At 54.1% G+C, this 26999-nt stretch carries 24 protein-coding genes; 9 read left to right on the top strand and 15 right to left on the bottom strand.

The genetic code is table 11. The annotated features are described in order from the left end of the window. Both QP503_RS08045 and QP503_RS08040 read left to right on the top strand, forming a co-directional pair. Positions 1–666, top strand: a complete 666-nt coding sequence (locus QP503_RS08045) for a hypothetical protein (RefSeq protein WP_285101548.1) — start codon at positions 1–3, stop codon at positions 664–666. After that, positions 588–7016, top strand: a complete 6429-nt coding sequence (locus QP503_RS08040; protein ID WP_285101546.1) for a helicase-like domain-containing protein — start codon at positions 588–590, stop codon at positions 7014–7016. Before QP503_RS08045 ends, QP503_RS08040 begins: the two co-directional genes overlap by 79 nt. Positions 7017–7215: 199 nt before the next feature. On the opposite strand, the gene QP503_RS08035 is transcribed toward QP503_RS08040, so the two are convergent. The 3 genes from QP503_RS08035 to relB form a co-directional block, all read right to left on the bottom strand. Next, positions 7216–7473: a hypothetical protein gene (locus QP503_RS08035; RefSeq protein ID WP_285101544.1), complete on the bottom strand. Its 258-nt coding sequence runs from the start codon at positions 7471–7473 to the stop codon at positions 7216–7218. A 192-nt stretch (positions 7474–7665) separates the two neighbouring features. Then, the gene (locus tag QP503_RS08030; RefSeq protein WP_350338044.1) at positions 7666–7956 is read right to left on the bottom strand and encodes a type II toxin-antitoxin system RelE family toxin; all 291 of its coding nucleotides are present in this window, start codon (positions 7954–7956) and stop codon (positions 7666–7668) included. Beyond that, positions 7922–8158, bottom strand: coding sequence for a type II toxin-antitoxin system RelB family antitoxin (relB, locus tag QP503_RS08025; protein ID WP_285101540.1), 237 nt, complete (start codon positions 8156–8158; stop codon positions 7922–7924). Before relB ends, QP503_RS08030 begins: the two co-directional genes overlap by 35 nt. Positions 8159–8398: 240 nt before the next feature. Here relB and QP503_RS08020 point away from each other — a divergent pair, with 240 nt between their 5' ends. Continuing rightward, complete coding sequence (locus QP503_RS08020) at positions 8399–9736, top strand: glutaredoxin family protein (protein ID WP_285101538.1); 1338 nt, start codon at positions 8399–8401, stop codon at positions 9734–9736. Positions 9737–9808: 72 nt separating this feature from the next. Here the strand turns inward: QP503_RS08020 and QP503_RS08015 are convergent, their stop codons facing one another. Continuing rightward, entirely contained in the window at positions 9809–10090 is a 282-nt protein-coding gene (locus tag QP503_RS08015) for a hypothetical protein (protein ID WP_285101536.1), read from the bottom strand. A 262-nt stretch (positions 10091–10352) separates the two neighbouring features. Here QP503_RS08015 and QP503_RS08010 point away from each other — a divergent pair, with 262 nt between their 5' ends. The 4 genes from QP503_RS08010 (at position 10353) to QP503_RS07995 (ending at position 15383) form a co-directional block, all read left to right on the top strand. Continuing rightward, on the top strand, positions 10353–10754 hold the full coding sequence (locus QP503_RS08010; RefSeq protein WP_285101534.1) for a MobC family plasmid mobilization relaxosome protein: 402 nt from the start codon (positions 10353–10355) through the stop codon (positions 10752–10754). Beyond that, the gene (locus QP503_RS08005; RefSeq protein ID WP_285101532.1) at positions 10754–12511 is read left to right on the top strand and encodes a relaxase/mobilization nuclease domain-containing protein; all 1758 of its coding nucleotides are present in this window, start codon (positions 10754–10756) and stop codon (positions 12509–12511) included. Before QP503_RS08010 ends, QP503_RS08005 begins: the two co-directional genes overlap by 1 nt. Before the next feature lie 79 nt (positions 12512–12590). Next, on the top strand, positions 12591–13643 hold the full coding sequence (locus QP503_RS08000; protein ID WP_285101530.1) for a DNA cytosine methyltransferase: 1053 nt from the start codon (positions 12591–12593) through the stop codon (positions 13641–13643). 9 nt (positions 13644–13652) lie between these two features. Then, positions 13653–15383, top strand: a complete 1731-nt coding sequence (locus tag QP503_RS07995; protein ID WP_285101527.1) for an ATP-binding protein — start codon at positions 13653–13655, stop codon at positions 15381–15383. 13 nt (positions 15384–15396) lie between these two features. On the opposite strand, the gene QP503_RS07990 is transcribed toward QP503_RS07995, so the two are convergent. From QP503_RS07990 to QP503_RS07950, 9 genes are read right to left on the bottom strand one after another with little or no spacing between them, the layout of a single operon-like run. Beyond that, positions 15397–15810, bottom strand: a complete 414-nt coding sequence (locus QP503_RS07990) for a DUF4913 domain-containing protein (RefSeq protein WP_285084270.1) — start codon at positions 15808–15810, stop codon at positions 15397–15399. 18 nt (positions 15811–15828) lie between these two features. Next, the gene (locus QP503_RS07985) at positions 15829–17004 is read right to left on the bottom strand and encodes a hypothetical protein (RefSeq protein ID WP_285101526.1); all 1176 of its coding nucleotides are present in this window, start codon (positions 17002–17004) and stop codon (positions 15829–15831) included. 39 nt (positions 17005–17043) lie between these two features. Further along, positions 17044–18744, bottom strand: a complete 1701-nt coding sequence (locus QP503_RS07980; RefSeq protein ID WP_285101599.1) for a type IV secretory system conjugative DNA transfer family protein — start codon at positions 18742–18744, stop codon at positions 17044–17046. After that, the gene (locus QP503_RS07975) at positions 18741–20204 is read right to left on the bottom strand and encodes a putative type IV secretion/conjugal transfer ATPase (protein WP_285101524.1); all 1464 of its coding nucleotides are present in this window, start codon (positions 20202–20204) and stop codon (positions 18741–18743) included. Before QP503_RS07975 ends, QP503_RS07980 begins: the two co-directional genes overlap by 4 nt. Then, positions 20204–21697, bottom strand: coding sequence for an SCO6880 family protein (locus QP503_RS07970; protein WP_285101522.1), 1494 nt, complete (start codon positions 21695–21697; stop codon positions 20204–20206). Before QP503_RS07970 ends, QP503_RS07975 begins: the two co-directional genes overlap by 1 nt. Beyond that, entirely contained in the window at positions 21694–22947 is a 1254-nt protein-coding gene (locus tag QP503_RS07965; RefSeq protein ID WP_285101520.1) for a TrbL/VirB6 family protein, read from the bottom strand. The genes QP503_RS07970 and QP503_RS07965 overlap by 4 nt, the downstream gene beginning before the upstream one ends. Before the next feature lie 15 nt (positions 22948–22962). Then, positions 22963–23736: a DUF8175 domain-containg protein gene (locus QP503_RS07960; RefSeq protein WP_195226024.1), complete on the bottom strand. Its 774-nt coding sequence runs from the start codon at positions 23734–23736 to the stop codon at positions 22963–22965. Between the two features lie 2 nt (positions 23737–23738). Then, on the bottom strand, positions 23739–24020 hold the full coding sequence (locus QP503_RS07955) for a hypothetical protein (RefSeq protein ID WP_195226025.1): 282 nt from the start codon (positions 24018–24020) through the stop codon (positions 23739–23741). Positions 24021–24022: 2 nt separating this feature from the next. Continuing rightward, on the bottom strand, positions 24023–24616 hold the full coding sequence (locus QP503_RS07950) for a DUF6668 family protein (protein ID WP_195226026.1): 594 nt from the start codon (positions 24614–24616) through the stop codon (positions 24023–24025). A gap of 119 nt (positions 24617–24735) precedes the next feature. On the opposite strand from QP503_RS07950, the gene QP503_RS07945 reads away from it, so the two are divergent. Together QP503_RS07945 and QP503_RS07940 are read left to right on the top strand one after the other, a co-directional pair. Next, positions 24736–25023 carry a hypothetical protein gene (locus QP503_RS07945; RefSeq protein ID WP_285084264.1) on the top strand — a complete coding sequence of 96 codons (288 nt, stop codon included), beginning with the start codon at positions 24736–24738 and terminating at the stop codon, positions 25021–25023. Beyond that, positions 25013–25237: a hypothetical protein gene (locus tag QP503_RS07940; RefSeq protein WP_285101518.1), complete on the top strand. Its 225-nt coding sequence runs from the start codon at positions 25013–25015 to the stop codon at positions 25235–25237. The genes QP503_RS07945 and QP503_RS07940 overlap by 11 nt, the downstream gene beginning before the upstream one ends. Here the strand turns inward: QP503_RS07940 and QP503_RS07935 are convergent. Continuing rightward, positions 25227–26423 carry a hypothetical protein gene (locus QP503_RS07935; protein ID WP_285101516.1) on the bottom strand — a complete coding sequence of 399 codons (1197 nt, stop codon included), beginning with the start codon at positions 26421–26423 and terminating at the stop codon, positions 25227–25229. The two genes, QP503_RS07940 and QP503_RS07935, sit on opposite strands and share 11 nt — an antisense overlap. After that, a partial coding sequence (locus QP503_RS07930) for a hypothetical protein (protein ID WP_285101514.1) occupies positions 26420–26999 on the bottom strand: 580 nt, incomplete at its 5' end. The genes QP503_RS07930 and QP503_RS07935, both read right to left, overlap by 4 nt.

The following is a 26999-nucleotide window of genomic DNA, read 5'->3' as shown; positions in this document are numbered from 1 at the left end:
ATGAACATCGAAGACTTCGACGTGTATCAAGCGATCAACGGTGGCGAGCTGGCGAGACTCGAGTTACTGAAGTGCCCTCTACCCGAGCCGTTGAAAACGATCTGCGAGAATCAACAGACTTGGGAGGCGACAGCGCTCGGGGAGGATCTGAGCATCGACCCGATGGAGGGGTGCGACGCCCAGGAAATCATCGACCTGATCGGCGAGAGCGCGTGGGAGGAAGAGGGCGAAGCCTACTGGCAGGCACGATTGACGATCGACGAGAAGGACACCCTGCAGGATCTACTCGAAACAATCGAACAGATGCAGCCGTTCTACGAGAGGCTCGTGTTGAATCTGGCGAGCGAACTGCTGATCGAAGCGATCGACAAAGAGATTCCGTTGATGGATATCAACGAGGAGACGTGGTGGGAGCGCAGGCCAATGAAGTATTGGCAAATGACTCTCAGGGACGTGAAGCAACAGTTGTTGGACCTGCGCAGTCCCGAATGGGAGCCAGTTCTTCCCTGGGCTCATCTTCTTCATTTCCTGAAAGATTGGGCTCAGGACAATCGGAAGAACATTCCGAGCTCAATGCACGAGCCGGTGTGGGTGGGCGAAGTCTTGGACAAGAACCTGACGCTGATCGAAACCGAAGCGGACAAGGCACTGTTCCCGCTGACGTAAAAGCACGCACGACCCCTCCACGCTGGCGGGCAACTCATCTTGTTGTCCCCCAAGGCGCGAAAGCGCGTGCGCGCGCGAACATTGAGGCAATTCGTTTGCTCGATGAGCTCGGTGATCGGGAAGCTGATGAGCGTGAGCAGGAAACGCTCGCGAAGTATTCAGGGTGGGGAGGACTGGGCTCCATCTTCGATCCAAAACGTCAGGATTGGCAGGCTGAACGTCAGAGCTTGCGTCTTCTTTTGGGTCAAGAGGAGTACCGGTTGGCGCGCGAGGGTGTTCTGAGCGCGCACTACACGAACCCTGCTTTTGTTGCACCGATGTGGAATGCGGTACGCGGACTTGGGGTCGATGGCGGGCGAGTGTTGGAGCCTGGGTGCGGGTCTGGCAATTTCATTGGCGGAGCCCCTGAAGGCTTTGACATGGTGGGTGTTGAGATTGACTCTACGACAGCAAGGATCGCAAGCAAGCTCTACCCTGATGCGAAGATTCTCAATGAGTCTTTCGGGGATACTCGCCCTGACGGCTACTGGTTCGACGTGTCGATCGGTAATGTGCCGTTCGGTAATTTTCAGGTGCGCGACGATACATACAATCCGTCGCATTTTCCGATTCATAATCACTTTATTGCTAAGTCTGTTGCTCTAACGCACCCTGGTGGTCTTGTAGCGGTCATCTCTTCACATTGGACGCTCGACGCTAAAAACCCTGCTTTCAGACGATACCTGTATCAGAGTGCAGATCTGGTTGGAGCGGTGCGACTGCCCACCGGCGCTCATGATGAGGCAGCTGATACGCAGGCTTTGACTGACGTATTGATTTTCCGTCGGCGCATGGACGGGGAAGAACCCCAGCCTTTTGAGTGGGAGAGCTCGACTGCGCACTTTTTTGGTGAGCATTCCGTGATGATGAATACGTATTTTGATCGTTACCCTGAGCGTGTTCTCGGTGAGCTGTCAGCCCAATTGGGTATGAATTCTACGGTGAATCTGACTGTCACCTCGCCTTCGCTTTCTGAAGTAGGTAACGAGCTTTCTCGTGCGTTAGAGACTGTTGTTGCACGCGCTGTAGAGCGAGGTTTGACCTTTACTCGCCCCACAACCACCGCCCCGCAGGCCAGCAACGTCATTGACGGCCGTCAGCTCGGACATATTAGCCAGAATGAAGATGGGTCTTTCTCAATCCAGACCACGCATGGGCTCCAGGTGCACAAGGTAGCGAAAAAAGATCGTGCTGAGATGGCTTCGCTGTTAGCTCTACGCGATCAGACCGTTGAATTGGTGAATGCTGATGCCACCAGCACGGTCGATACGCCTGAGCTTGAGGCTCAACGAAAGGCTCTCAAGGAGTCCTACCTTGCCCACGTTGATCGCTTCGGCCCTATTAACGAACGAAAGTACGTCTCGCGTCGCACGAGGAAGAAAGATGAGGACGGCAACCCCATCATCACGACAACTGAGCAAGTGCGAAGGGTCATTGCTGCGTTCCGCAAAGACCCTTACGCTGCGGTGACGCTCGCGATCGAGGACTATGACATTGAAGAAAAGAAGGCTTCTCCTGCTGACATTCTGACCAAGCGCACTATCGGTGTTACTCCGCAGATTCTTGGCGCGGATAGTCTCTCTGATGCTCTTGCACTGTCGCTCAATCAGACCGGTAAAGTCGATGTCAATCGGATTGCGTATCTTTTAGATTCTGATCGTGATGCTGTTCTTGCTGATTTGCTGGAACAACGACTTGCTTTTAGAACGCCAGGGTGCCCCGATGAGCTTGTTGCTCGCGAAGAATATCTGGCAGGCAACGTTCGTGCCAAACTCGCTCGCGCAAATGAGGCAAGCGCTCTAGATAGTGCGTTTGAAGCCAATGTCGAAGCGTTAAAACAGGCTCTGCCTGCCGATATTCCATTGGAGGATATTCAGATCACTCCTGGGGCACCGTGGCTTGGGCGAGCTGTTCACGTCGAGTTCTACCACAGTGTTATCTGCGATCTGCCATATCGCAATGACGATGCCGTGACTTTCAACCCGAGTAATGCTCATTGGAGTATTAGTAAACGGCGCGCATGGACGGGCGCGTTTGAACGCTGGTCAGTGTCGAACCGTGGAAACGCAGACCGCATTTTTGAAGCTTTGCTTAACCATACAGACGTTACTATCACGGCAAAGGATTCTGACGGCACCACGTATGTTGATGTCACTGCGACGGCTGAAGCAAACTCAAAACTGGAGGAAATGCGCGAGGCTTTCATCGAATTCTGTTGGTCTACACCTGAGCGCGTCGAAGACCTCACTCGACGCTACAACGATACGTTCAATAGTTTCGTTCAACGCAGCTATGAGCGTGCTGGGCAAGCCCTTCAACTCCCAGGCTTGAATACTGACATCACACCATATTCACATCAGCGCAGCGCCGTTGCACGAATCGTGTCTGAACCGACCGTCGGCTTGTTCCACGAAGTCGGTGCAGGCAAAACCCTCGAAATGATTATGGGGGCAATGGAGCTCAAACGTTTGGGGTTGGCATCAAAGCCCATGATCGTGGTGCCAAACCATATGCTCTTGCAGTTCGCGAATGAATGGCAGCAGGCGTATCCAAGCGCGCGCGTGATGATTACTGACAAGGAAGATTTGAAGACTGCGGGGGCACGGCGAGAGTTCCTCGCGAGAGTCTCTACGCATGACCTAGACGGTGTGGTGATTACTCAATCTCAGTTTAAGCACATCGGCATGAAGCCGAGTAGCGTCAGAGCGTATATGTCCGCTGAAATCGAAGAGATTGAAGAAGCGTTAGAAAACGCTACTGAGCGCAATTACTCGGTGAGCCAGCTGACGCAACGTCTTAAGACTCTCCAGTCTGATCTTGAAAAAGAAGTGAACAAGGTCAAGGACACAGGCTTGTTCTTTGAAGAACTTGGTATTGACTATCTGATGGTTGATGAAGCTCACCACTTCAAGAATCTTGGTGTGGTGACGAGCCTTTCTGGCATGAGTTCTAAAGACTCAGGGCGGGCACGCGATCTGCATATGAAGATTGAGTATTTGCGCTCGGTCAATCCCGATCATTACCTGACCCTGGCCACGGGTACTCCGATCGCGAACTCGATTGCTGAGTCACACACGATGTTGCGTTATCTCTCGCCTGATCTTCTCCGGGACGCAGGAATCGCTAAGTTTGATGCGTTTGCTGGAGCTTTTACTCAGGAGACGCGCGACATGGAGATCACGGCGACCGGTAAGTTAAAAGCTCGCACTCGTATTGCCCGTTTTCAGAATCTCCCCGAGTTTATGAGCATCTGGGGGCAAGTAGCTGACGTAAAAATGAGTGAAGACCTCAACCTCGCGCGCCCTATTGTGCACGTTAATTCTGAGGGGAAACACGCCCCAGAAATCACTTCAATCCCCGCAGGCGCTGAGATGGAAGCGTTCTCCCAGACTCTGTCTGATCGGGCAGACAAGATTCATTCTGGTAGCGTCGAACCGAGTGAAGATAACTGGCTCAAGCTGTCTAATGATGGTCGGCAAGCAGCAATTGACTTGCGTCTGGTTGATTACGATCCTGGGAGCATCACGAAAGCCTCAACGATTGCAGCAAACGTTGTGCGCATTTATAACGAAACCAGTGATCGTGTCTACGTTGATAAATCTGGCGAGCACATGAGTCTGCCCGGTGGTCTTCAACTGATCTTCTCTGACCGGTCCACCCCTAAAGGCAACGGCGAGTGGAACGTGTATCAGGAGATTAAAGACAACCTTGTTGAAATGGGGATACCGAGTGATGAGATTGCGTTCATTCACGAAGCGAATACGGATGAGCAAAAAGAAGATCTGTTTATGCGCTGTCGTGAGGGGCAAGTCAGGGTCATCATCGGCTCGACAGACAAGATGGGCACGGGGACGAACATTCAGCTTCGCGCGGTTGCACTTCATCATGTCGATGCCCCGTGGAGGCCTGCTGATATTACCCAGCGTGAGGGACGTATTATCCGTGCTGGTAACCAGAACAGCCAGGTGTCAATTTTCCGCTACGTTGCCGAAAAATCGTATGACGCGGTGATGTGGCAGACCCTAGAGCGTAAGCAAAAAATGATCTCTCAGGTTATGCGCGGAAAAGCTGGCGAGCGAGTGTTTGATGATGAGTTCACCGATGAAATGGGGTTCGCGCAAACTAAGGCAGTGGCAACCGGTAATCCGCACATTATTGAGCGCACCAAGGTTGAAGCAGATGTTGCTCGCTTCAAACGCGACAAAGCCTCGCATCGTCGCATGGTGATGAACCAGCGAGCTGGCCTAGCTCGCGATCAGACGCTGTTGAGTAACATCGACCGCGCCCTGCCCCTAGCGAAAGAACTGGTAGGAAAACTTCGACCCACAAGCGGTGACGCATTCGCGATGGTAGGGCGCGCAGGCGAACTCATCCGTGATCGTAAGAGCGCGGTTGCGTATCTGAATGCTCAGCTCACTACAGGCTTAAACACTTGGGTAATTGAAGCTCTACGCAACGGTCACCAAATGCACGCATTTTTGCGCACCCCGATGAGTCTTACCCTCGGTGGGATCACGCTTGAATGCGAACGCGCGCTTGGCAAGAGCCCCACCCAACCAGCCTGTCTTGAATTTACGATTCAAGGCGTACGCGAGAAGATTTTTAGCGTCACCATTGACTTAAACGGAGTGCTAGAAGGCAACAATATCGGGTTGATTACTCGCCTTGAACACCATGTTGGGTCGTTGCCTCAAAAGCTTTCTTCGCTAGAGGAAAAACGCGATCAACTCACACGAGAGATCGACAAGCGCCAGGCTTTTATTGCGACTCCGTTCTCTAAAGCAAAGCAACTCGAAGATGCTGAGACAGAGCTCGCGCGCCTGACCAGGCTCGTTGATGAGTATGAGGCCAACTACCAGTCTCAACGGTCGAATACTGCTCAGGCTGATCTTGAACACGATCTGAACAATCAACTCCGTTTTAGCGACGGCCACGAGGGCTTCTACACGGGCATGAGCACGTGGCCGGTCTGGGGGGTGGAGGACGCGGAGGCGATTATCACTAACTCTGCCTTAGCTGAGAATCTCAATGTTCCCCCTGTGAGTGCTTCATACGTTGGTGGCGACACATGGAGGGTCGATGTTCATGCGATCATTGGCCCACTACCATCGACTCGGGTACTTGCGCTTCAAACCCATCAAGGACATAGCATTCCAACGATTCTTGACCTCAAAGATCTTGAAGAGCGCACCAGCGACCTCGAAACGGTCGACAATGGGTTGTTCAACGGAGCATTCTTCACACGCGTGAATACCCCCGCAACTGACGCGCGAGCCTCCGATGATGCTGTACAGGTCATTGAAACGACTACCACGCTAACACGCACTGTTGGCAGTTCTGATGATCGAGTTCCTCGAACATGGAGGGACAGTCCCATCGAATCCTCGACACTGGTGCCATACGGGGTGAACGGAGACTCTGTTGTCCTAGCTACTTATGAGGACGGGTCTAAGTGGACAGTGCTTTCTCCAGACCAACATCAGCAGGTGGCCTTCAGCTCATATTCTCATGCCACTGAGGGAGCAGTCGCTACGGGGACTGGGCACTTCATGTACCGCGAACCAGGACAAGACGAGTGGGATATTAGCGCGAATGCTCGAATTGCTCGGTTTGTCCTTGATGCGCAAACCTTTAGTAGCGACGCTAACTACGTTTCTCGAAGAGAAAAGGCGCTCGACGCCTATTCTGATGACAACATTCAATTCGGGGTTGTTGATCTGACTACTCCCCGCGTAGCGCCGACAGGGTCCTTGGCTACACCGGTCGAAGAAGCTAACGCTTCGAACGTCCGAATTGGTGGCGAAGATCTATCGAAAGCAACGCCTTTGATGTGGGCTAATCGCGGAGAAAGCATTTACGGAGCGAAGAACGGGATTGAATCAGTAACGTTCGGTGGCGGTCTATCGTTCGTTTTACTTACCCAAGAACAGCATGACAGTTTGCCTGATGAGCTGAAAACCAGTGAGCCAGCGTACATGGTTGCGAGCAGTTGGCGCGCACCATCAAGCGTGAGCGCTGTTGCGCGCTACTGGTACAAAGAGTATCCACTCAATGCGATTGGTTCTGATACTCCCACTGGTGGAAACGGGACAGCTGTACTTGGCTATCTCAACCCACGAGTTTTCCGCAAAGAGCATTCATATTTGCGTACTCTTCAACGAAACCAACCCAGAACCTCACCCTCAGCGCGAATCTTGGATATTACTTGCCAGGCAGCTGGCAAACACACCAGAAGCATCGGACATGTGGCCACGCCCCCTACGAGTCTGCGCCCACAAGCCAGCGACGTTAGCCGTGGAACATTCCGCTAATACTCGCTAGGTGGCGTGCCTCCAAAAAAAAAGAATGTTCCCCATGCGCGATGTGCATGGGGAACATTGTCTTTATCCGAGTTCATAGGATAGGTCGCTGGGTATCGCGACCAGAATGCTTAATGTTGTGTCCCATAGTCGGGAAGAATCTACGATTCAAAAACTTTCCTCAGCTCATCTGCTGGTAATTCTACGCTCATTACACGGCAACTGCGGGAGGCGTTTCAGGCAGAGATCGGAAGAGTTCACGGAGTTCTAAGCGCTTGGCGTCAATTAGCGCAACATCATCGGGGTCGATAGCACGAACCTGAGCGCGCAACGCAATTCCGGCTTGTTTCCAATGTTCTTGTTCTTCCAAAGCCGTAGCTTGACGCTCCCACTCGACATATTGACCACCAATGCGGGTAGTCAGTTCCAAGAGGGCGTCGTAGACCATAGGATCGAAAGCCTGCTTCATTTCAATCCTTGTGCGTCCCTTTCCCTGTTTTACGCGTCTGGCTTTAGTTTATAGTTAACGTCCGGTGGGTTGTTGAACGCAAGACGTTGAGCATGAGAGCGATTGCGGAGATACTTTCACCAGCTTTGTACAGCCATCGCACACTGGCTTGTTTCTGGCCAGAGTGGGCGTGACAGCGGTCAAACCGTTCATTTACGAACGCCCCTTATATACCTGTGAACGATGATTGACATCAACCACAAGAACTACCATCACATCATCTTCAATGAGGCACACAAGCCGATAATCTCCAACTCGGTAACGCCAAAGACCTGCTAGGTTTCCAGTCAGCCCCTTCCCCTGCATCCGAGGGTCATCGAGCTTGGAAATCTGTCGAAGTTTAGCGACGATGCGTCGAGCTATTGGCTTATCCAGCTTCGCCAAATAGCGTTGGGCGTCTTTATCGATCTCAACCTTCCACGCCAAGGTCAGCCTCCAGCTCATCGAGGCTTACAGTTTCAAGTCTGCCAGCACGCCAATCTTCAACCTTTTGCATGAGGCTATACTCGTATTCAAGGCGATCAATCGACTCTGCGAGAGCTTGAGTGAGGTAGTAGGTTTTCGTTCTGCCTGTCATCGACGCAAGGCGGTCATATCGACCTGCAAGGTCTTGCGGAATACGCAGTGCTGCGACTGATGTTGTCATAACCCCTCCCCAAGTGTTTACGTGTAAACATCTTAGTTGGTTCCCGCGCCTTCTTCAATCTCTGGCGATCATTTTCGGGGAAAGAGTATTGCCTGGAGATTCTCATTATGAGTCGGGCACCGGGGATGTGTGTCGTGGTGGTCGGGTGTCTTTTGTTGCGTGTGAGTGAACTGTTTGCGCGCACATTCCACATGTAGGCGACAGTGTTTGACACCTATGTGAAAGCGGGGTTGGAGTCCGATGGACGTCACCATTTATTCAAAGCCGAATTGTCCACAGTGTGAGGCGACGAAGCGGAAGTTTACGAAGGAGGGCGTTGCTTTTAGGGAGGTTGATGTCACTGAAGATAGACGCGCGTTTATGAGGGTGCGTGATGAGTGGGGATACCAGCGGGTGCCGGTGATTGAGGTGCGCGGTGAGGGTTTTGATGTGCGGTGGGATGGTTTTAGGCCTGACCGTATGAAAGCAGTGATTGATGAGTTCAATCGATTGGTGGCGCTCAGTGTTGAAGCTGGGGACGATGTGGATGAGGAGGAGGTGCGGATAGCGGCGTTAGTTGATGGGATTGTTGAGTCGCTAGTGAACGCGAGCGAGCCACACCAATACGGTTTTGTTGATGACAGTGCACAGCTGTCGGATGAGCAGATCAACATTCTTTTATCTGGTGTGAACCCATACGATGCACCAGCCTTTAACTGGATATGGGAGAGCGAGGAGTTTAAGCGAGAGCGTGAAGTGGAATCTCTCGTCGAGCAGGCGGGAGTTGGTGTTGACGCGCTCACGGAGGGGCAGTTAGAGCTGATCGGTACTGCGTTAATGGACAATGGTGAGTACGTGCACTTTGATGACCTTACTCGTCACGCTGGTGCAACGTTGTTGCGTATGCCAGTTCAAGGTTTTCCTGGAAGAAGCCTTGAAGACATTTATGACGACATTAAAGATGCTAGCGACGTCAATGCCTCCGCTTCGAACGGCTTGGTTGAACGGACAGAAGGTCGCGACGAGTTCTTGTTTGCAGCTCTCAGTGAGTATTTGGCTTCAGCTGGTATTGATGTTGAGTTGAACAATGATGCTGTGGCGAAGTTGATTGAGAGAAGCGCGTTGAGTGGAGTGGGTGAAGGTGTCTATCTTGATGTTGTTTGGCATGGCAAGTTTCAAGAGTTCATTCCAGATTATTTCCACGCCAAGACGGTGACGTTTACAGATCCACATGTTGCGCTCGGTAATTCACGGACTGGGCATTTTGGCGGGGTTCGGTTGAAAGGCACGATGAGTATGAAGATCGAAAGCCAAATGACGTTGAAGCGGTGCGGATATCCCGGTGACTGGCATGTGCGCACCGATAAGGGGGTGCCTGAACGAGCACGTGTTGAACGCTTCATTGGTGCCGCAGATGAGTTGGAGTTGCGACGAGCAAAACCGGTTGTTGAGGTCAAGGAGCGTGATGCGCAGCGTTTTGTCACGATGCTGGAGCAGGGTGCGGGTACTTCGCGCCCTAGTTCGTTTCACCAAGCGAGCGCTCACCTGAGTGGCTTCAAGGTCACTCAGAGTGCGCGAGGGCAAGCTCGGGGACGCTAACACTCCCGCGATATAAAGAGGGTCGAACACCATGGTGTTCGACCCTCTTTGTGTTGCGTGCGCGAGCATGTGTTACTGCTCGGGAACCTCGGGAGTATCCGGTTTTGATGCGCGGGTTTGGCGCTTTGAGGTGCGTCGTGTTTTAGGTTTCACAGGCGGGGTCAGTCCAGCTTTATTGAGTTCGTTTTCCTGCCAACCAACCGCTGTCGCATCCGCCCAGGCATGTGCATATTCTTCCCTGGCGTGTTCCAAGGCAGCTGCCGCATAGGCGAGTGTGTCTAGGCTACGGTGCCTGGCCTCAAGGCCAGCAGTAAGAGTGTCTTTAATGCGTTGTGCGCGTTCATTCATATCCATACACGCCAGTATAGGTGCACGCGCATGGTATGCGCTAAAAACTCGCGCGAAATAAGGAGGTGCACACACCGGGTGCGCACCACTGTATTTTCCTGTGAATGCACACTTGTACATTCACAGAGCCTATCCTTAATCGTAGCCGATTAAGGAGCAAGCTATACAATCTTATGCTAAGATTATGCTTGAAAACGGCGGGCTTGCTCCGCTGGCCGTTTTGGTGTCCCGTTCGGGTCGCTGCGCTGGCTTATTGGTTGGAGGGCGAATGAGTGATTCGCGTGAGCGTCGTTTGCCTCCGGTGCGTAAGGTTTCGAAGGCAACGAACGCAAAGGGAATAAAGACGTTTCGGCTGAATATGCCGATTGATGATTATCTTTTGTTGCGTGTGAGTGCACGTAAAGCGGGGCGCACGATGACGCGCTATCTGTTGGAGTGTTTGCGTCCACCTGTAACGCAAGTTGATGGTGAGCTTTTACGAGAGTTGATGAGTGAGTTGTTGAAGCTTAATCGTCAGTTGCAGGGTGAGGCGACGAATCTTAATCAGATTGCTCATTGGGCTAATGCTGAGCACGCATTTCCGGGTGAGGCTCATTCGCTTATTCGTCAGGTGCGTAAGCAAGTGACGAAGGTTGAGCAGCTGTGTTTGCGGATTAGTGATCTTCTATGATGCCTAACATTACTCGTGGCGGTAACACGGTTGGTTTGTTGGCTTATCTTTTGGGTGAGGGGCGGGCGAACGAGCACAAAGATCAGCACATTATTGCTGGTTCAAGTTCGTTGATGTTTCAGTTTGGGAATAGGACTTTAACCCATGAAGAAGCATTGCATGCTGGAGCTCTTTTAGATCTTGATAGGCGTGTTCATGGTACGTCGATGATGGGTAAGCGTACGTCTTGGGATTATGAGAATGAGCAGTATCGTGACGATGGTGAGGGTCCTAATCACGTGTGGCACGTGTCCTTGTCGTTGCGTCCTGATGAGCGTCCTTTGAGTGATGAAACGTGGGCACGTATTGCGACTGATTTTGTTCGTGAGATGGGTTTTGCTGACCCTGATGATCCGAATGATAATCCGTGTAGGTGGGTCGCTGTACGCCACGGTGTGACGAAGAATGGTGGCGATCATATTCATATTGCGCTCAACTTGGTGCGTGAAGATGGTCGTCCTTCACGCACGTGGAATGACTACTCTCGTGCTCAGCACACTGCTAATGTGCTTGAGCATAAGTATGGGTTGGAGATTCTTGATTCGCGCGAGCATGGTCGTGGAAGTAAAGGTATTCAACCGGCTGAGCAAGCGGCTGCGTTGCGTGAGGGTAAAGACTTAACGGATCGTGAAGCTTTAGAAGTTCGCGTGCGCGCAGCGCTTGTTGTTGCAACGACTGAAGCAGAATTTTTGCGCGAGTTGCGTGGTCAAGATGTTATCTTCCGTCCCCGTTTTGCTCGTGGTGATACCAACGTTGTGGTCGGCTATTCTGTTGCGTTGCGTCCCAGGAGTGGCGGTGAGCCAAAGTGGTATGGCGGGTCGAGTCTTGCTTACGATTTGACGTTGCCTCGCATGAGGCAGAACTGGCATGACTACTCTCATACTCGCCGTGAGGCGCTGGAATTATGGCACCATACCGAGCGCGCTACGCCGCCTGATCGCCCGGAGCATGGTGGCAATTATGATCGAGCGATTGCTGATTTGACGGTTGAGACGATTGAACGATTGCGTGCGCTCACCCCTGGAGACAGAGTTGGTTTAGCGAATGTCGCAAGCGATCTAGCAGGCGCGTATGCTGCGCTTGCCTTTGATATGGGCAACACTCACCCCCATATCGCTGCGACTGCGCGCGCGTTTGGGCGTCTTGCTCAACTCAAAGATGACCCTCGTCAACATCGGGTTTCATCACTGGCAGTTCGTAATGGTGTGCGCGCTCTGCGCGCAAGCCGAGCGTTCGGTAAACACAATCGTGGTGTGGCTATTGCTGCGTCCATGATTGAGATTTCTATGGCACTGAGTGAAGCGGTGCGCTACCAAAAACAACGTGATACTGCGTTGCGTATCATTGGCGAGATTTCGAACGTTCAAAGCGCGTGGGATATGCACGACCTGAGTGCTGCCGATGAGTTTCGCACCTACATTGCCGAGCGTCGCTCGCAGGCGACTCAGGGGCGTGAACAGTCGAATGTTGGCGTCTTGGAGCGCCCCGTTATTTTGGAAACTGATGCACCCATTGACACTGTCACGCCCAAGCCAGAGGCTGATGAGGTGAATACTGATGGGGATACCAGACGCATGACGAAGCAAGAGCTCTTAGCGACCAACCGCTTCTTGAGCGTGCTGGGAAGTAAAGGTAAGAGGCAAGGTACGCCCACTCCCCCGCCGATGGGTACACGTCCTCGTCCCCGCCCCCAACCCCCTCAAGGGCGCGCGAGATAAAGAATCGAGAAAGTGCGCAGGTTCGTGGGCGATGACGAGTGCGAAGTGAGTTTTGAATTGAAGGAGGGCAGGAGTTTACATGACTGAGCCACTGATTCGGGGGATTGATCTTTTTTGTGGAGCTGGTGGGCTCTCCCTTGGGCTTCAACAAGCTGGTATCAACATCGTTTTAGGGATTGATAATAATCCGGCGTGCAAGTGGGCGTATGAACATAACATTCACGCTCCTTTCCTTGAAGCGTCCGTTCGGGATGTTGAGGCGAAGGATCTCAATAAGGTGTGGGCGGATGCGCGTTACCGGTTGCTCGCAGGTTGTGCGCCGTGTCAGCCGTTTTCTCAGCAACGACGTGGTAGGGACACCAGTGAGGAAGAGGCGTGGGATCTGCTTGATGAGTTTGGTCGTTTGGTTCGTCAGAGTCAACCAGAATTTGTCACGATGGAAAATGTTGCGCCATTGCGTTTTCAGCCTATTTTTGAGCGTTTCCTGCTCACGCTACGCGAGTGCGGGTATTGGGTGGATTACACGGTGCTGAAAGGTGAAAAGCATGGTCTTGCTCAAACACGTCGTCGTCTTGTGCTCGTAGCTTCTACTCTCGGTTCGATTGAGATTCCCGAGGACAGTGGCGTTGAGGCTCCTAGTGTGAATGATGTTCTGCGCGGACTACCTGCTCTTGTCGCTGGGCAGGCAGATCCGCATGATCGTTTGCATTATGCTCGGGCTTTGACTCCGATCAATCTCGCACGTATTCGTGCATCTATTCCTGGGGGAACATGGCGGGACTGGCCTGAAGAGTTGCGTGCACCATGCCATCGCAAGGCCAGCGGAGCATCGTTTCAATCGTTTTACGGAGTAATAGATGGGACGAAGCTAGGACCAACGATCACCACTGAGTTTTATAACTACGGCTCAGGACGTTTTGGGCATCCATCACAGCCACGCACGCTCACTCCACGCGAGGCTGCGCTCTTGCAGGGGTTTCCTCGTGACTTTGAGTTCATTGCTCCATGGGAGAAGCCGAGGCTGGCACGTTTAGGAAAACTCATTGGCAATGCAGTTCCCCCACCATTCGGTAAGCACGTTGGAACGCTTATGATGAGTTGTGTCATCAACGATGAGGCAGCCGAACACTAAAGGATTCACATGAGTACTCCAAACACCAGTTTCTCGTTTGAAATTTCGTTGACGGTACTCAATCACCTCGGACGTCAGCTGTATCGCAATTTCATCACTATTCTTGGTGAAGCTATCTCCAACGCTTGGGATGCTGACGCTGAACACGTTGAGATCACGTACGACCGTAAGTCACAATCAATGTTGATTGTTGATGACGGTGAAGGCATGGATGCTACCGACCTGCAGCATCATTTCTTACGAATCGGTTATTCCAAACGTAAAGACCGCAAGACGACTCGTTCTGCACGCCTTAACAGAGCTTTTATCGGAGCGAAAGGCATCGGCAAGCTGGCATTGTTGTCGTGCGCCGATACGGTAAGCGTTGCGTCGTGCAAAAACAGGTCGACAGTGGTTGGCTGCCTGATCGATAACTCCGTTCTGGACGCTCAAATCACGAATGACGGTAATCCTCATGATGTGCAACTTGGCGCACCCGCTCAGCAAGCGCTTGATGCATTGAGCACGAAACAACACGGGACTGCGCTCTATCTTGAAAACGTTCGAGTACAAAACAACACGTGTGAAACGCTTCGAAGACTCATCGCCCTTTTCTTCACTCACACGATCCGTGATGAGAGTTTTGAGATTCGGTTCAATGACGTTCCAATCACCGTCAATGATCTTGCAGACCTTGCAGAACATACTCAGTTTATATGGGCACAAGACACACCCGATGACCCTTATCTTGCGTTGTGTCCGTCAACAACACGAATGCAGGAGATCGTGTTTGCTCCAGGAGTTCACGGTTTTATCGCGTCTGTTCACAAGCCATCACATCGACAAATTCGAGGCACAGGGGAACACCTAACGGTGGATCTGTACGTGAACGGGCGTTTACGTGAAAAAGATATTCTGCGTCGTTGCCCCGATGCTCGTCTTTTCACGCAGTACCTCTATGGGCAGATCCATTTTGATGAACTTGACGCCACAATTGATGCAGATCCTTTTACGTCGTCACGAGAAGGCGTCGTTGATGGGAACAAGCAGTTTGACACAATGCTTGACGGGCTCACAAAAGCTCTTGGCACGATTGCCTCACAATGGGATTCGTGGAGACGTGAATCGAAGCAGACAGGTGATGCTGAAAATGAGAGTATCCGTCCTATCGAACGTGCATCTGAAGATCTCGCTCATGCAGTTGAAGATAAGGTCGCTAGGTGGATTGATGACATTTCGCGCAATGTAAACGATCCTCAGATCGCCACAATCGGTAAGAAATGGCTTAACGATGCTGGTCAAGGAAGCACGCAAGCGAGTATCCAGTATCAGTTTCTGTTCACGCTTGAAAATCTCGCTCGCATAGCAATTCGAGAACGCCACCTCCCTTTAACAGGGAAAGCACGCGCGGAGGTGACACGCGGGAAACGCTCAGAGGAGCAATTGTTTGCCAATGACAAGGTAAAGCCGAGTTTTCGCAGACAGACTGATGATCCCGCCTACATAGGTATTCGATATCTCCTATCTTCATTGAACAGCTACTTTGATGATCCTGATCTGACGGTGATCCCCGATTCCTACAAGATTGACGAGAAAGAGCTTCGAGTCAGCGCATATTTGCGTAACATCGTCATGCACACCTCTGAGCTGAACGACGCAGGTGTTCGCGAGTTCTATCGTCTCCTGCCTATTCTTCTCGAGAAGGCGTTGTCAATCTTCAATGACGATGAGGTAGCCCAGGACTCCCCTCTTGACTCATAGCCGATCATGATATTCACGTGTTCATATGAAAGTCTTGGCGGAGTTCTTCATAGTAGGGCTGGAATGGCAGGTGTTCTTTGTCGGGGGTGCGTACTTCGTGGCGGTCGATACAGCGCTTGAATGTGCCCTCGGGGCTGAAGAGTTCGCGCATCATCGGGTCAGCGATATTGACAAACCATGTGGCTAGACCACTCATTGTGTCATCTTGGCGGGCTGCTTCCCATGATCGCCATAGAATCTGGATGCGGGTCAGGGCTTCGGGGTGGTCAAACCAGCGTTCGCACCAGAGCGTGGTTGATCGGCCTAGGTCGCGCCTGTATAGGTAGGACAGGTAGTCCTCGAACCAGGTGGGCGCATCGGAGTAGAGCAGTTCGGGGGTAGCCGTGTCTGCTTCTTCTTGTTCAACTTCTTCAAGGTCATCGTTCATGAGAGGCTCCCAAGGGTTTTATCGGCTACGTCCGGTGGATTGGGTGCGCGGGCGAGGCCGTGGCGTAGCAGATACCGTAGTCTTTTTACCGAAGCGAGCACGCAGGCCTTTGAGGGCTGAGGTGGGGAATGATTCTTTCGCGACGCGCACAGATGTTTGCGTTTGGGCTGTCCCAACGTAGTGTGCTTGCGCTTGGGCCTCACGGGTGGTGGCGTGACTTACTTGTGCTCGCGCGTCGCCAACATCGCGGGTCGCGTCCTGAGCAGCAGCGGTGGCCATATCGGCGCGGGCGCGCATTGCGTCCTTTTCGTCCTGGCTGGCAAGTCCTCGTGACGCTTCCAGGTCGGTTTGTTCGCTCTGGGTGCGTGCGAAGGTTTCTTCATCGCGGGCTACTGATTCCAGGTGAAGCATCTGGTCAAGCTTGGCGTTGGCGTCGTTGGTTTCACGTTGGGCTTGGGCGAGGTGGGCGCGCGTTTCTTCGAGCGTCTGGGCAGATTCAATGACCAGGCTCAGGGTTTCTTTGACTTGACTGGGCAGCGTCGAGTTGTTCAGGCGTTCTTGGAGTTCTGTCTTCTCAGATTCGTCCGTCACGATGCTGAGGTTGCCTGTCAGCTGGCGGGTGAGAGTGTTTTTGATTGTTGCGCTGAGAGCGTCATTAGCCCACGTCTGCTCGATTGAGTCCAGTGTTTGTGTTGCGTGGGCGATGGGTTGAGCGAGCCTGGAGTCAAGGTCGTGGAGTTCTTGACGAATCTCTACGGCGGTTTTGGCTGGCTCAATAACGGTGCGTTTGTCAGCATCGACGAGCACATCATCGGAGACAGTGGTGTGGGCACCGTGCGCGTGAGGCTCGTCGAGGTTGACCTGATATCGCTCATAAACCTCGCGGTGGACTCGCTCGTAGGCTTCATCAATCATGGGGTCGTGGCCACGGTACTTTTCCACGTAGGAGATCATTCGCGCGACATCATCGTCACTAGCAGAAGTCCACCAACTCGATTTTGAAGCGTTCGTAATGTAGCTCTTGGCAGTATCAATTTCCATGCGGTATTGCTGCCAACGAATGTTTGATTCTTGCGATGCACTCATTGCTTCTTGCTGGAGGCGAAATCGTCGCGCTTGGGCAATGTCTTGTGCCAGGCGCATCATTGTTTGCGCTTTCTGGCTGATTTCTTCGAGAACGGTATCGTCTTGCATGAGCTACTCCTAAAGGTGTGGTGGGGTGGATTAACGGTGTTATGCGAGTGCGCGTTTAAGGGACTGTGCGACCGCTTCTTGGTCAGATGTTTTAAACCACGGGACAAGCTCGATCATGAGTGGGCGCGCGTGAGTGGCGAACAGCCAGGCGCGCCACTCAGGTAGGGCTGCCAACTCATCGACTCTCGCGATCGGGCGTTCCTGGGATTCGACGGCATTCGAGTATGAGGTCACGCCTTGGGTTGTCGAAGTGGAGTGTTGATCGACGTAGTGAACGCCAATCATTTTCGAGAAGTTTTCCAGCGCACTTGTCTCTTTCACGCCTCCTGCGTACAGCGCAATGTTTGAGGCTGACCAGAGCTTGGCCATTCCGGTCTCGCCCCACACGTCAGACCCTTGCGACCAAGACTGCAAGATTGTGACCAGGCAAATGCCTTTTGAGCCAAAGTGTGAGTAGAGCTTGGGAAGATCCCGCCACGGACACACGTTTGCTGCCTCATCGAGGACGACCATCATAGGAAGCGCGAGCCTGCCTCCACGCGCCTCTGCTTGGAATTCTGCTGCAAGGCAAGTGACGGCCGTCAGTGCTGCGACTAACGGAGTGGCTTGGCTTTCATCTCGTGAGAGCGAGTAGAGGGTTTGGCAGGTAGTGACGAACTCGTGAGGCTTGAACTCGGTTCGCCTGCCATCTGGTTGCCACCATTGATTAAATGATGGATCTTCAACCCATTCGAGCCCTTGCCTGGCGCACGCCCACATTCCTCCACGTGTTTCATGGGGAAGATTGATCGCTGATTCCAACGATTTAGCCATGATTGCTAGACCGGCATCGTGGAGAATCTCAACGGGGCGCGTGTCTACTTCTGCTGATGCCCAAGCGTACACGTCACTCATCGTGTATCCGCCTAGAGCTGCTGCTGCGATAAGCTGGCCACGGATACGATCGCCACCACCGTCCCAAAAGGCACTGTAGGTGCCTTTGCCGTCCGTAGACCGTGCTGCGTCTCCCATGATTGCGCTCAGACGGCTGGCACGGGAAACGATTGACCCGTCGTAATGGTCTTGATCGCGGACGAACTCTAGTGGGTTCCAAAAGCAGGTGGCCGCCTGTTTGCGGATTGATGAGGGGTCGAACACCCATACTGGTTCACGCGTGCGCTCTAAGCGCACGAACATCGTGGCGTCCACGATGTCTCGCTTGTTCGATGTTGCAAGCACGGGGCCACGAGTAGACAAGATGATGGGGACTGCGATTGCAGTGGTCTTACCGGTACGCGGTCCGGCAATGACTGTTGCGACTGCTTCGAAGTCTGCGAAGATTGCTCCGCCGTCTGCGACTGCCCGCCCAATCGGATAGCCTGGCCGGTGGGTAGAGTCGAGCCCGAACTTGTCTGCTTTGGCTCGAACTTTCTTTTCTCTAATGGCTTGGGTCGTTGCTTTCGTGCCCGCCAGGCGTGCAGCTTCGTCGCCTCGTTGCCGAGGTGTACGTGCAACGTAGACTCCTAAGCCGATAGCGAAGGCGAGCGCATAGAAGCTGAGCGTGACCACGGCAAGGACGATGAGACCTCTCCCACTCAGCCCTGTTCCACCTTGGGCGAGTTGGAGGGCGAGAACCACGGGGTTCCATGACCCTTTTCCTTGTCCTAATACGGCAAAGGTAAGGTGAGAAGCTAGGGTGAGAGGAATCGTTATCAGTGCCAGCGCCCCAAGAGCCCAGAGCACATACCGGTCGCCTCTCATGGGTGCCACCGCAGGTTCGTATCATTGACTTCGCGTTCATAGTGCGTCAGGCGCACTTGGGTTGGAATACCTGGTCTGCCACCGACTTTGATGAGGAATTTTCCTTGCCCTGGAGGCGCTGCCACTTCCCCACGTTTAGAGTCCCATGATGGCGGGGATGACCAGCTGGCAACCATTTCACGTTCTTTGCCTGAAAGGCTCATGACTTCTTCGAAGCTCGCGAGGTCTGAGCCTGGTAGTCCTCCCATAATGACTGCTCCGGCGCGCTCGATAAAACCTTTCGCTTTCATGCGATCTTCAGGTAGCGGGAGTGATTCAAGGTCTTTCATAGTGTGGGTAATCATGATGTTGCCAACGCCTTTTGCGCGGTTCAGGCGTGTCAGAGCGTCGATACGATCGACCATTCCGTCGCCTGCTCTCATGACCTGCCAGGCTTCATCCATCACCAGTAGGTATTGGCGTCTGGGTGCTAGTCCGTGCTCGCTCAACGTGTGGGCGAGATCGACCTGGGCGAAACCGTATGACCAGCACACCAAAAGGGTTGCAGCCTTCAAACCAGTGTCGAGGTCATTCATGGAGGAAATATCAAAGACGACGCTACGGTCCAGACGCATCGCGGTTGTGGTCTTTCGACCAAACACTTCTCCGAATACTCCCGAAGACAGGGTCATCAAAGAGATTTCAATATCTTCAGTTACCTGCCGATAACGACTCATGTCCCCGCGATCCATTGCGACTTCCCGTATTTCGTCGGGAGCCTCGCGGATCACATCGAGAACGTCAGAAATAACGATCTGACTCTCCGATCGGTCATTCAACACACTCAGCGCACGCGAGACGATCAAGTGGTCGCGTTCAGAAGGGCGGCTACGGCGCACAAGCTGGACGAGCCCCATGAGCAGGTCAAGCTGACGCGCCTTTGCTTCCGACATGAGGCTAGTCGCCACATTCTTAGGTAGCTGAGCGCACGCGTGACGCACACTCGTCAGGTCGAGTGGGTTCAAGGCTCCATATCCGTGGCCAACGGAAATCACCTGCCCGCCCAGGGCTGCGATCAGGCTGACGTGGTCAGGCTTTAAATCTCCGAGCACCATCGTGTGTGTTCCGAATGCTTCTAGGCCAGTAATCATTCTGCGCACGATCGTGGACTTGCCAAGACCAGGCAGACCAAGAACGAAAGCGCTCGGGTTAGAGATCAGCGAGGCGCGCTGAAACCAGCTGATGGGGTCAAAACACACGGTTGACCCCGATAACAGGTTTGTTCCCAGCGGGACGCCGATCATCGGTGCGCCAGCTCCAATGCCAAACGGCCAGAGGCCACACACTTGCATACTGGTTCCACGCCATTCAGGGTGGACGGGCATACGCGCCCACGCGCCTCCGCCAGGCATGGTAAAACCAAGCCGTGAGGGGGTAGGAGCCGTAGTGCGTGCGGGTTTCTTTGAGGTTCGCTTGCCCATCACATCTTCCCTGCCATCATCGACGCAACAGCTGCGTGTTGGACGGGAATGAGCCCCAGTGGCAAAGAGATCGCAAACCCCGCGTCCTGGGCTCCGTAGACAGGGCGGATACGCAAACGCGACGAAGCAGCCAGGCCGGTCACGGTTGATCGGATCTGGTCAAGTTCTGCCCTTGATGTTCCCGTTGCGCTGACCACCACACCGAAGTTCACCAAGCCTGCGCCCGAGGCTTCTTCTTGCGCGGTCTTTTGTGCCTGAGCAATCTCAATCTGCGCACGCGCAGTGGGGCGCGACTGGTTGTTCGCGCGCGCCAAAGCTTGGTTCAAATCTGCTTCGGCAACATCAGCGGTTTTCGACACGTCGACAGGCCGATACATGAGCGCGACCCGCTTGCGAGTAATCCTCGCGTGGGGTGCGAGCAACGCATTTAAGACATGCGATTGGACAATACCTTTGGGTGCGCCCGTCATCGCCCAGGTGACGGACACTCCCGAATCGTGCGTGTAGTAGTCCCATTGAGCTTCAGCTCCGATCGGCCCGACATCGTTCCACTCTAGGTCAATGGATTGTCCGCGTACTGCTGCTTCATCAAAGAGTTCGCCAGCAGCCGGGTCGTAGGAGGTTCGAACGAATTGTGCAAGGTCAAAAAGGCTACAGGGGTGGACAACGCCTGCGCCCGTGCCCGCGAGGTTGCCTGTCAGGTTGGCAAGGCGGGTCTGCATTTGGCGACCGAACTCATCTCGCGTGCGCCCGGCTTTGCGGTAGGTCAGTGTGATGAATACTCTCAGGTTTGCTGACCCCGTCGGGTAGGCGATCTGCACTTCATTCATCACCTCGCGAGCAAGATCTGGAGCATCATCTTTCATGCGCGTTTGGATTTCTTGACGCAGACGACTACCAGTATCAGGGGCTGAGTCGATGACGACTTGCGCGCCCGCAAGGTCTGCTTCTTGGCCGAGTGTGGCCAGCCAGAAGCCGAAGCGTGACACCCACGTATCAATGGTTTCTTCATCGACCAACGCCTGCCCGTCCGGTGAGGCGTGGAAAACGAGTGCGAACGTTGAGCGTGATTCGACGACGACGAACGTACGCATCAGGGAGTCTTGATACTCCATTGCACGCAACTGGCTAGCGATGCCCGGTAGCTGGCAGGAGCCCAGAGGGGTTTTGCCTGTTGTTCCCGCGCGGTAGATGTTGGTTTTCTTTCGACGGGCTTTCATGAACATCATGCGTTCTCCAATCCGATCGACGATGGTCAGCCCGTCTCGGTCGCGGGTCATCAGGCCGAGCATGACTAGGCCAAAGAATGCTGCGACCGCGACTGCATACAGCGGGCCGATAATTGTTTGAGTCAGGAATGTGGCCACGAGGCCAACGAAGAGGGTGACTGTTGCAGCACCAGACAGCTTCCCTAGACCAGCGGAGGCTGGCTTACGCCAATTACCGTAGGTACGCGGCCCTTTAACTGGGGTTTGAACGCTAGGGGTACTCATGATTGGCCTCCATCAGTGGCTGAATCTGCAGCGCCTTGCGCCATTGAGGCAGCAGTTTGAGCGACGGCACCTGCTGCGAGAACAACTGGGGCTGCGGGCCCTGCAGCTGCTGCAGCGCCACCACTTGCAGCAGCGCCTCCGGCGCTTCCAGCTGCTCCAGCAGATGCACTCGCACCCGTTGAAGCACCTGCGCCGACTTGTCCGCCCGCGCTCGACGCGCCACCGCTACTACCAGCGCTTCCAGTTGCCCCAGCAGCTCCGGACGGTGAGGTTCCTTGGGAGCCACCAGACGCGCCTCGCGCGCCTCCCCCACCAGAACCAGACGCGACCTTCATCGCTGCCATGCCACCGACTGCGGCAGCAGCACCTCCCCCGCCTCCAGAGCCAAGCGAAGCGGTTGAGGGAACGATGAATTTCACGAGCGCTGGCAGGGCTACCATCGACATTCCGATGAGCAAAAGACCTTGAATGAAGTTCAACATTCCATCAGCGGTATCTGACGTGTTTGGCTTCATCATTTTTAATCCCAACGCGAAAATGATCGCCACGGCGGGCTTGTAGAGGAGGAATGCTGCAATCCACCCCGTGAGTTTGGAGAACCACTGGCGTCCCCAGTCAGTATTCGTAGCTGCTGCGCTCAAAGGCCAGAGTCCAACCATGAGGATGAGGAACGGTTGGCGAATCATAAAGAGAACGACTTGAATGGCTCCGGCGATGATGGCGAGCAAACCGAAAAGGATCGCCATGAGAATGCCTGAGTGCCTGCTGAACGGGTTGAGTGCGAATAATGCGATGAGGGTGTCGTTGAAGCTACCAGCTGTTGCCTCGTCAAGCATCCACGCTGACCATTCATCTGAGGCTTGGGACAGGGTTGCAACAAGGGTCACGCCTCCCGCCGAAATCAGAATGAGGCGAATCAGCATCGCGAGAATATCTTTGAGTGGTTCTGCTTTACGTTGCCACATCAGCATCATCCCACCGATCATCACAGAGACGACCGCAAGGATGGCTGTCAGATACTCTGTCTGACCGGCGAGCCATTGCGCGTTCGACTGGTGTTCGCTCGTAAAAGACGGAGGCGAAATCACCATGTCGCCCACCAGGACGAGCATCTTTTCAAGACCTTGGGATATTCCGTCGAACAGAGCACGCAAAATGCCGGTCTTTGCTTTACAGGCCAGGTCGATAAACCCACAGTCCTCAAGGCCAATGTCTGAGTTGTCCACCATTGGTAGCAGTGGCATCGTCATAGTCGCACGAGTCCTTTACTGCCCAGGCCGGAGATCCCAGGCGGTAAACCCGTTCGGAATCTTCGCATTCGCGTCACGCATATCAATGTCGCTTCCTTGTGCGACCGGAACGATCTTCCAATCGTTGTCAGTCCACACCAGGCGGTTCCACAGCTCGATAGAAGCCCACCTGTCTGGCAGACCAAGAGCAACGCCGATCTCATATTCATTCTTTGAAATCGGTTGGATTAAAAACCCGTTCACTGACGAGCTGGCATAGCGAGGACTCGGGGACGCTTTTGCGCGCTCGATCATTGCGTCCGCGTCAGCGCCTGGAACCAGCAGAGCCTCCAGCACGTCCGGTATATCCGTGCCACCTGAGGCTAAAAGCAGGCTGTAGTTCACCGCCGCACTCAGAGCACCTGTTGGGGAATGAGCATATGTGGTGGGGAATGGTTCAAGAGAGCACGGTCCGGCGTTTGTCACCGCTAAAGTCACGCGCGACCTGGTGACGAAAGGCGTTACTTCAAGCGTCGAATCAGGGATGAGTTCAGATTCAGTAAGCCACGAGCAGGCATCATCATACGAGCCAGCTTCTGGAGGCGAATCAGTAGATCCGCTCGGCACACTCATTGGAACAGACGACGCGCTCTGAGCAGTCTGGGTGGCATCACTCTTATGGTTGATCGCGTAAAAGGAGGTGCCTGCGATTCCGACAATCAACAAGCCCAGAACCATAAAGCGTCCCACGCGCGCGTATAGAGGCTTTGTATCGGATTCGCCCGTCACGTTAGCGTCATGTTTCTTCATCGTCAGATACTCAAGAACGTGCCAACGATCGCGCCAGCGGAAGAGACGATAATCAGGCCTGCGATTACCCAGCCCAGCGAGCTGGCTGCTTCCATGCCCTCGCCACGACGGTTTTTGATTGCCATCATGCCACCAACGATGATGAGGCCGAGCACGCCCATGATCGAGGCAATCCAGGCAACCCACTTGACCACGGTGAGCAAAGAATCTGCACCCGGAGGAGCAGCAGGAGTCGTGTCCACGAGCGGAAGAAGCGCGCTCAGGGCGTGCAGCGCAGTGTTCATAATCAGTGTTTCCTTTCAACGGTGAGCTCTGATAGCTCAGTGATGGTGTGAGCAAATGTGCGTGGGAACCTAGAGGGTGTTTCGCCCACGCGAAGCGCACTCGAAAACTCCAGCGTCCATACGCGCGGGAAAGCGCCTCGCACAAGACGGCAGGCTTCAGCCAACGGGCGTGGCAAGCGTTTACCTGGGGCATCAGCGATCAAAACGCACCCGAGAACATGGATGCCACTAACAGCGCCAGAGAATACTTCCGCAGCAGCGCGCCTGGCTGCGTGCAAGCCACTCATGTGGGTTCTGGCAACGCAGATGACCGTATTAGCGTCAGGAAACGACGTAGGCCACACGTGCCCGCAATCAACAAGGCCGGTCAGGTTCGCCAACGTGGTCGTACCCGCCCCACCATGCAAACCAACAACACCCACACGCCCCAAAGGCTCACAATAATGGGACTCCAACAACGCCGTTTCGGGCACAGGAACACCCGCTTGCACTCCCCAAGAAGAAACCGCAACCGAATGAGGGCACGCCGGGGCAACCTCAGCCTCTTGGTGGCTATCCTCATCTGGGGTCGCCCACGGGTTAAACGGTTCACTCATTTTGACCGGCTTCTCCAATGCGAAAAAAATTGCAGTGTCTCTCTGCTGTGAATGTGCGCCACGTGCGCACTTAGCTCACATTCGAGACGCAACACTTTCAACCACAAAGGCAGGAAACCGTGAGTTGGCCACACATCAGCGTCGAAATCGACCAATCACACACGATTAAGACAATCATCAGCGGACTCACCACCTACCTGGAAGCCCCCACGCTCGCTGAAGCACGCCAGAAAGCCAGCGCCTATATCGGCCAATACGCAACAAAACTGGGGCGCACACTGACAGTGAAAGTGAGTGACCCTGAAGGAAAATGGACAATCAAAGTCGCACCCGACGGGACAGTCAGTGGCCTACCTACAGTCAAACGATCATTCTTCGCTCGTAAAAGGAGCCGTCATGCGCGGTGAACCTCGCACAATCGACACCACTGAAGCAACCCTGTATGCACTCACTCCAGGCTCACTGCCCCCTGGATACAGCAGCGAAGCAACCTACTATGCGACCTGGCAGGCAGTCGAAGAAGCACTCGCCGGAGCATCAGAGAACATGACACTCTGGAGTGCGCGCGTACTCTCAACAACCACGACAACCAACTGGGAGAAAACCGAGCTTACGCGCTAACAGCTTTACTCTCACCGCCTCGCAGTCCTTGTTCAAACGCCCAGTTTTCGATCGTGGCAAGCCACTTGTCCTCATGAGGTTCAACCCCTGTTCCTCCACGCATAATGCGTAGAACAAACGATGAGTCCACCCCACCGCGCCTTGTCCCACAAATAAGGGACATCCACGCTGAAATCACATGCGGTGGAAGTGCGAGCGAGGCAAGATACTCATCAGAGCGAGCCACTTTGATTTGGCGTGACCTATCCGTGGTCGCTGCGATCTCAACCATGCGCCTCGTCGCCTGCCAGGCCAGGCCTTGCTCCACCCCGCGCGAGGCCAGCTCAGCGATCAGATGATGATGTCCCCGCGAAAACAGTTCAGTCAGATCAACAAAAGACACCTGGTCAACAGGACGCACGTCATCGGTGCCCACCTGTCGAAAATCGCTGTGTTCACCGATCGTGTCTACCGCAAGCTCACGCAGGAACATCTCGTCCGCGTGACCCACTTGCCTGACCACAATCGAAACCGCTAAACCCCACGGGTTCGATTCAGCCGACAACACCTGCTGCGTATGCTCTCTGAGCACGCTCCACAACCGAGAAATCAGATCTTGGCGCGCCTCCACGCTCGACATATGCGAACGCCTACGCACAATCCACCCCAGCCGAGCATCAACCTCAACCTCACAGGCAACAGCAAGAGCACGAGACGCGTTATCCCCCCACCCTGACTTCACACACGCCTCAAGGAGTGCAAGCAAGCCCCTGGCAGATAAAGGGTCAATCCCAATACCAGCATTACCGTCTTTACCGGCAAATCCGGTAAAGACGGCATTGCCGGTATTGTCGGCAGACTCATCAGTGTTCAACGTGGACGTCGATACGCTGTTCACGACAGGAACTCGGGTCAGAGCAAGCCTGGCAACGATGTGTTGCGCGATCTGAATCTGGCGCGCCCCCAGCTCACTCGCCCCTCGAACAGGCTCATCACACACGCACACCGATTCGCCAATCAGGTTCGCGACGCACTCGCGCGCAGCCTGCGGACTCATCATCGCCTGTTCGGCAAGCTCACCGTAGGTGATAATCACACCCCCGCTTTGGTCAGCGTGCCAGACCAGGCGAGCTAAAACCATCGCTTCGCTAGGCGTTGCGAGCCTCAGATTCAACGCACCCAAGGAGGCGTACATGACGGCCGTCATGCGCGCTTTTCCTGCTCGTCATACCAGGCTTGAGCCATGTCCCGCACTCGGTCAAACAGGTCAGGGTCATCATCGTAACCGCGCTGGGCAATCGCATTGATGCGCTTGAAGACTTCCCAGTCGAGGGCTAGGCGTTGTGAGGCAACATCTTCGAGGAAAACACGCTTTTCGCGCTTGGCTTCGGCGCGCCTTGCGCTGGCACTTGGAGGCTTTCCAACAGCGAGAACATCACGCACCCTGGCGATCAGAAAGCCCGTTGGATTGCGAACATCCGACAACGGGGGCAAGGGGTTCGAAGCCAGCACCTCGCGCAGGCCACTGGGAGTCCACCCGCTTCCAGCACACGCGTTTTCCGCAAGGGTCTGAAGCTGACGCACGCCAGCGCCAGAGAGCCAGTCAAGCCACGATTCAGGCAAGACCGTCGCTAAAAACGCCCAATCCGCGCCACCCGAATCCAACACCCTCAAGGGCGGTGGCAGGCACTCCGCATCCGCCTCCACCAACGGCGAATCAATCTCGACTTCCACACCAGACCCAACCGAACCAAAAAACTCACCCTCGCACCCCACAGGCGCT

It is taken from the genome of Pauljensenia sp. UMB0895 (genome assembly GCF_030218905.1).
Lineage (GTDB): Bacteria > Actinomycetota > Actinomycetes > Actinomycetales > Actinomycetaceae > Pauljensenia > Pauljensenia turicensis_A.
Note: the sequence above shows the minus strand (reverse complement) of the source record. Positions and strands in the feature narration are given on the sequence as shown.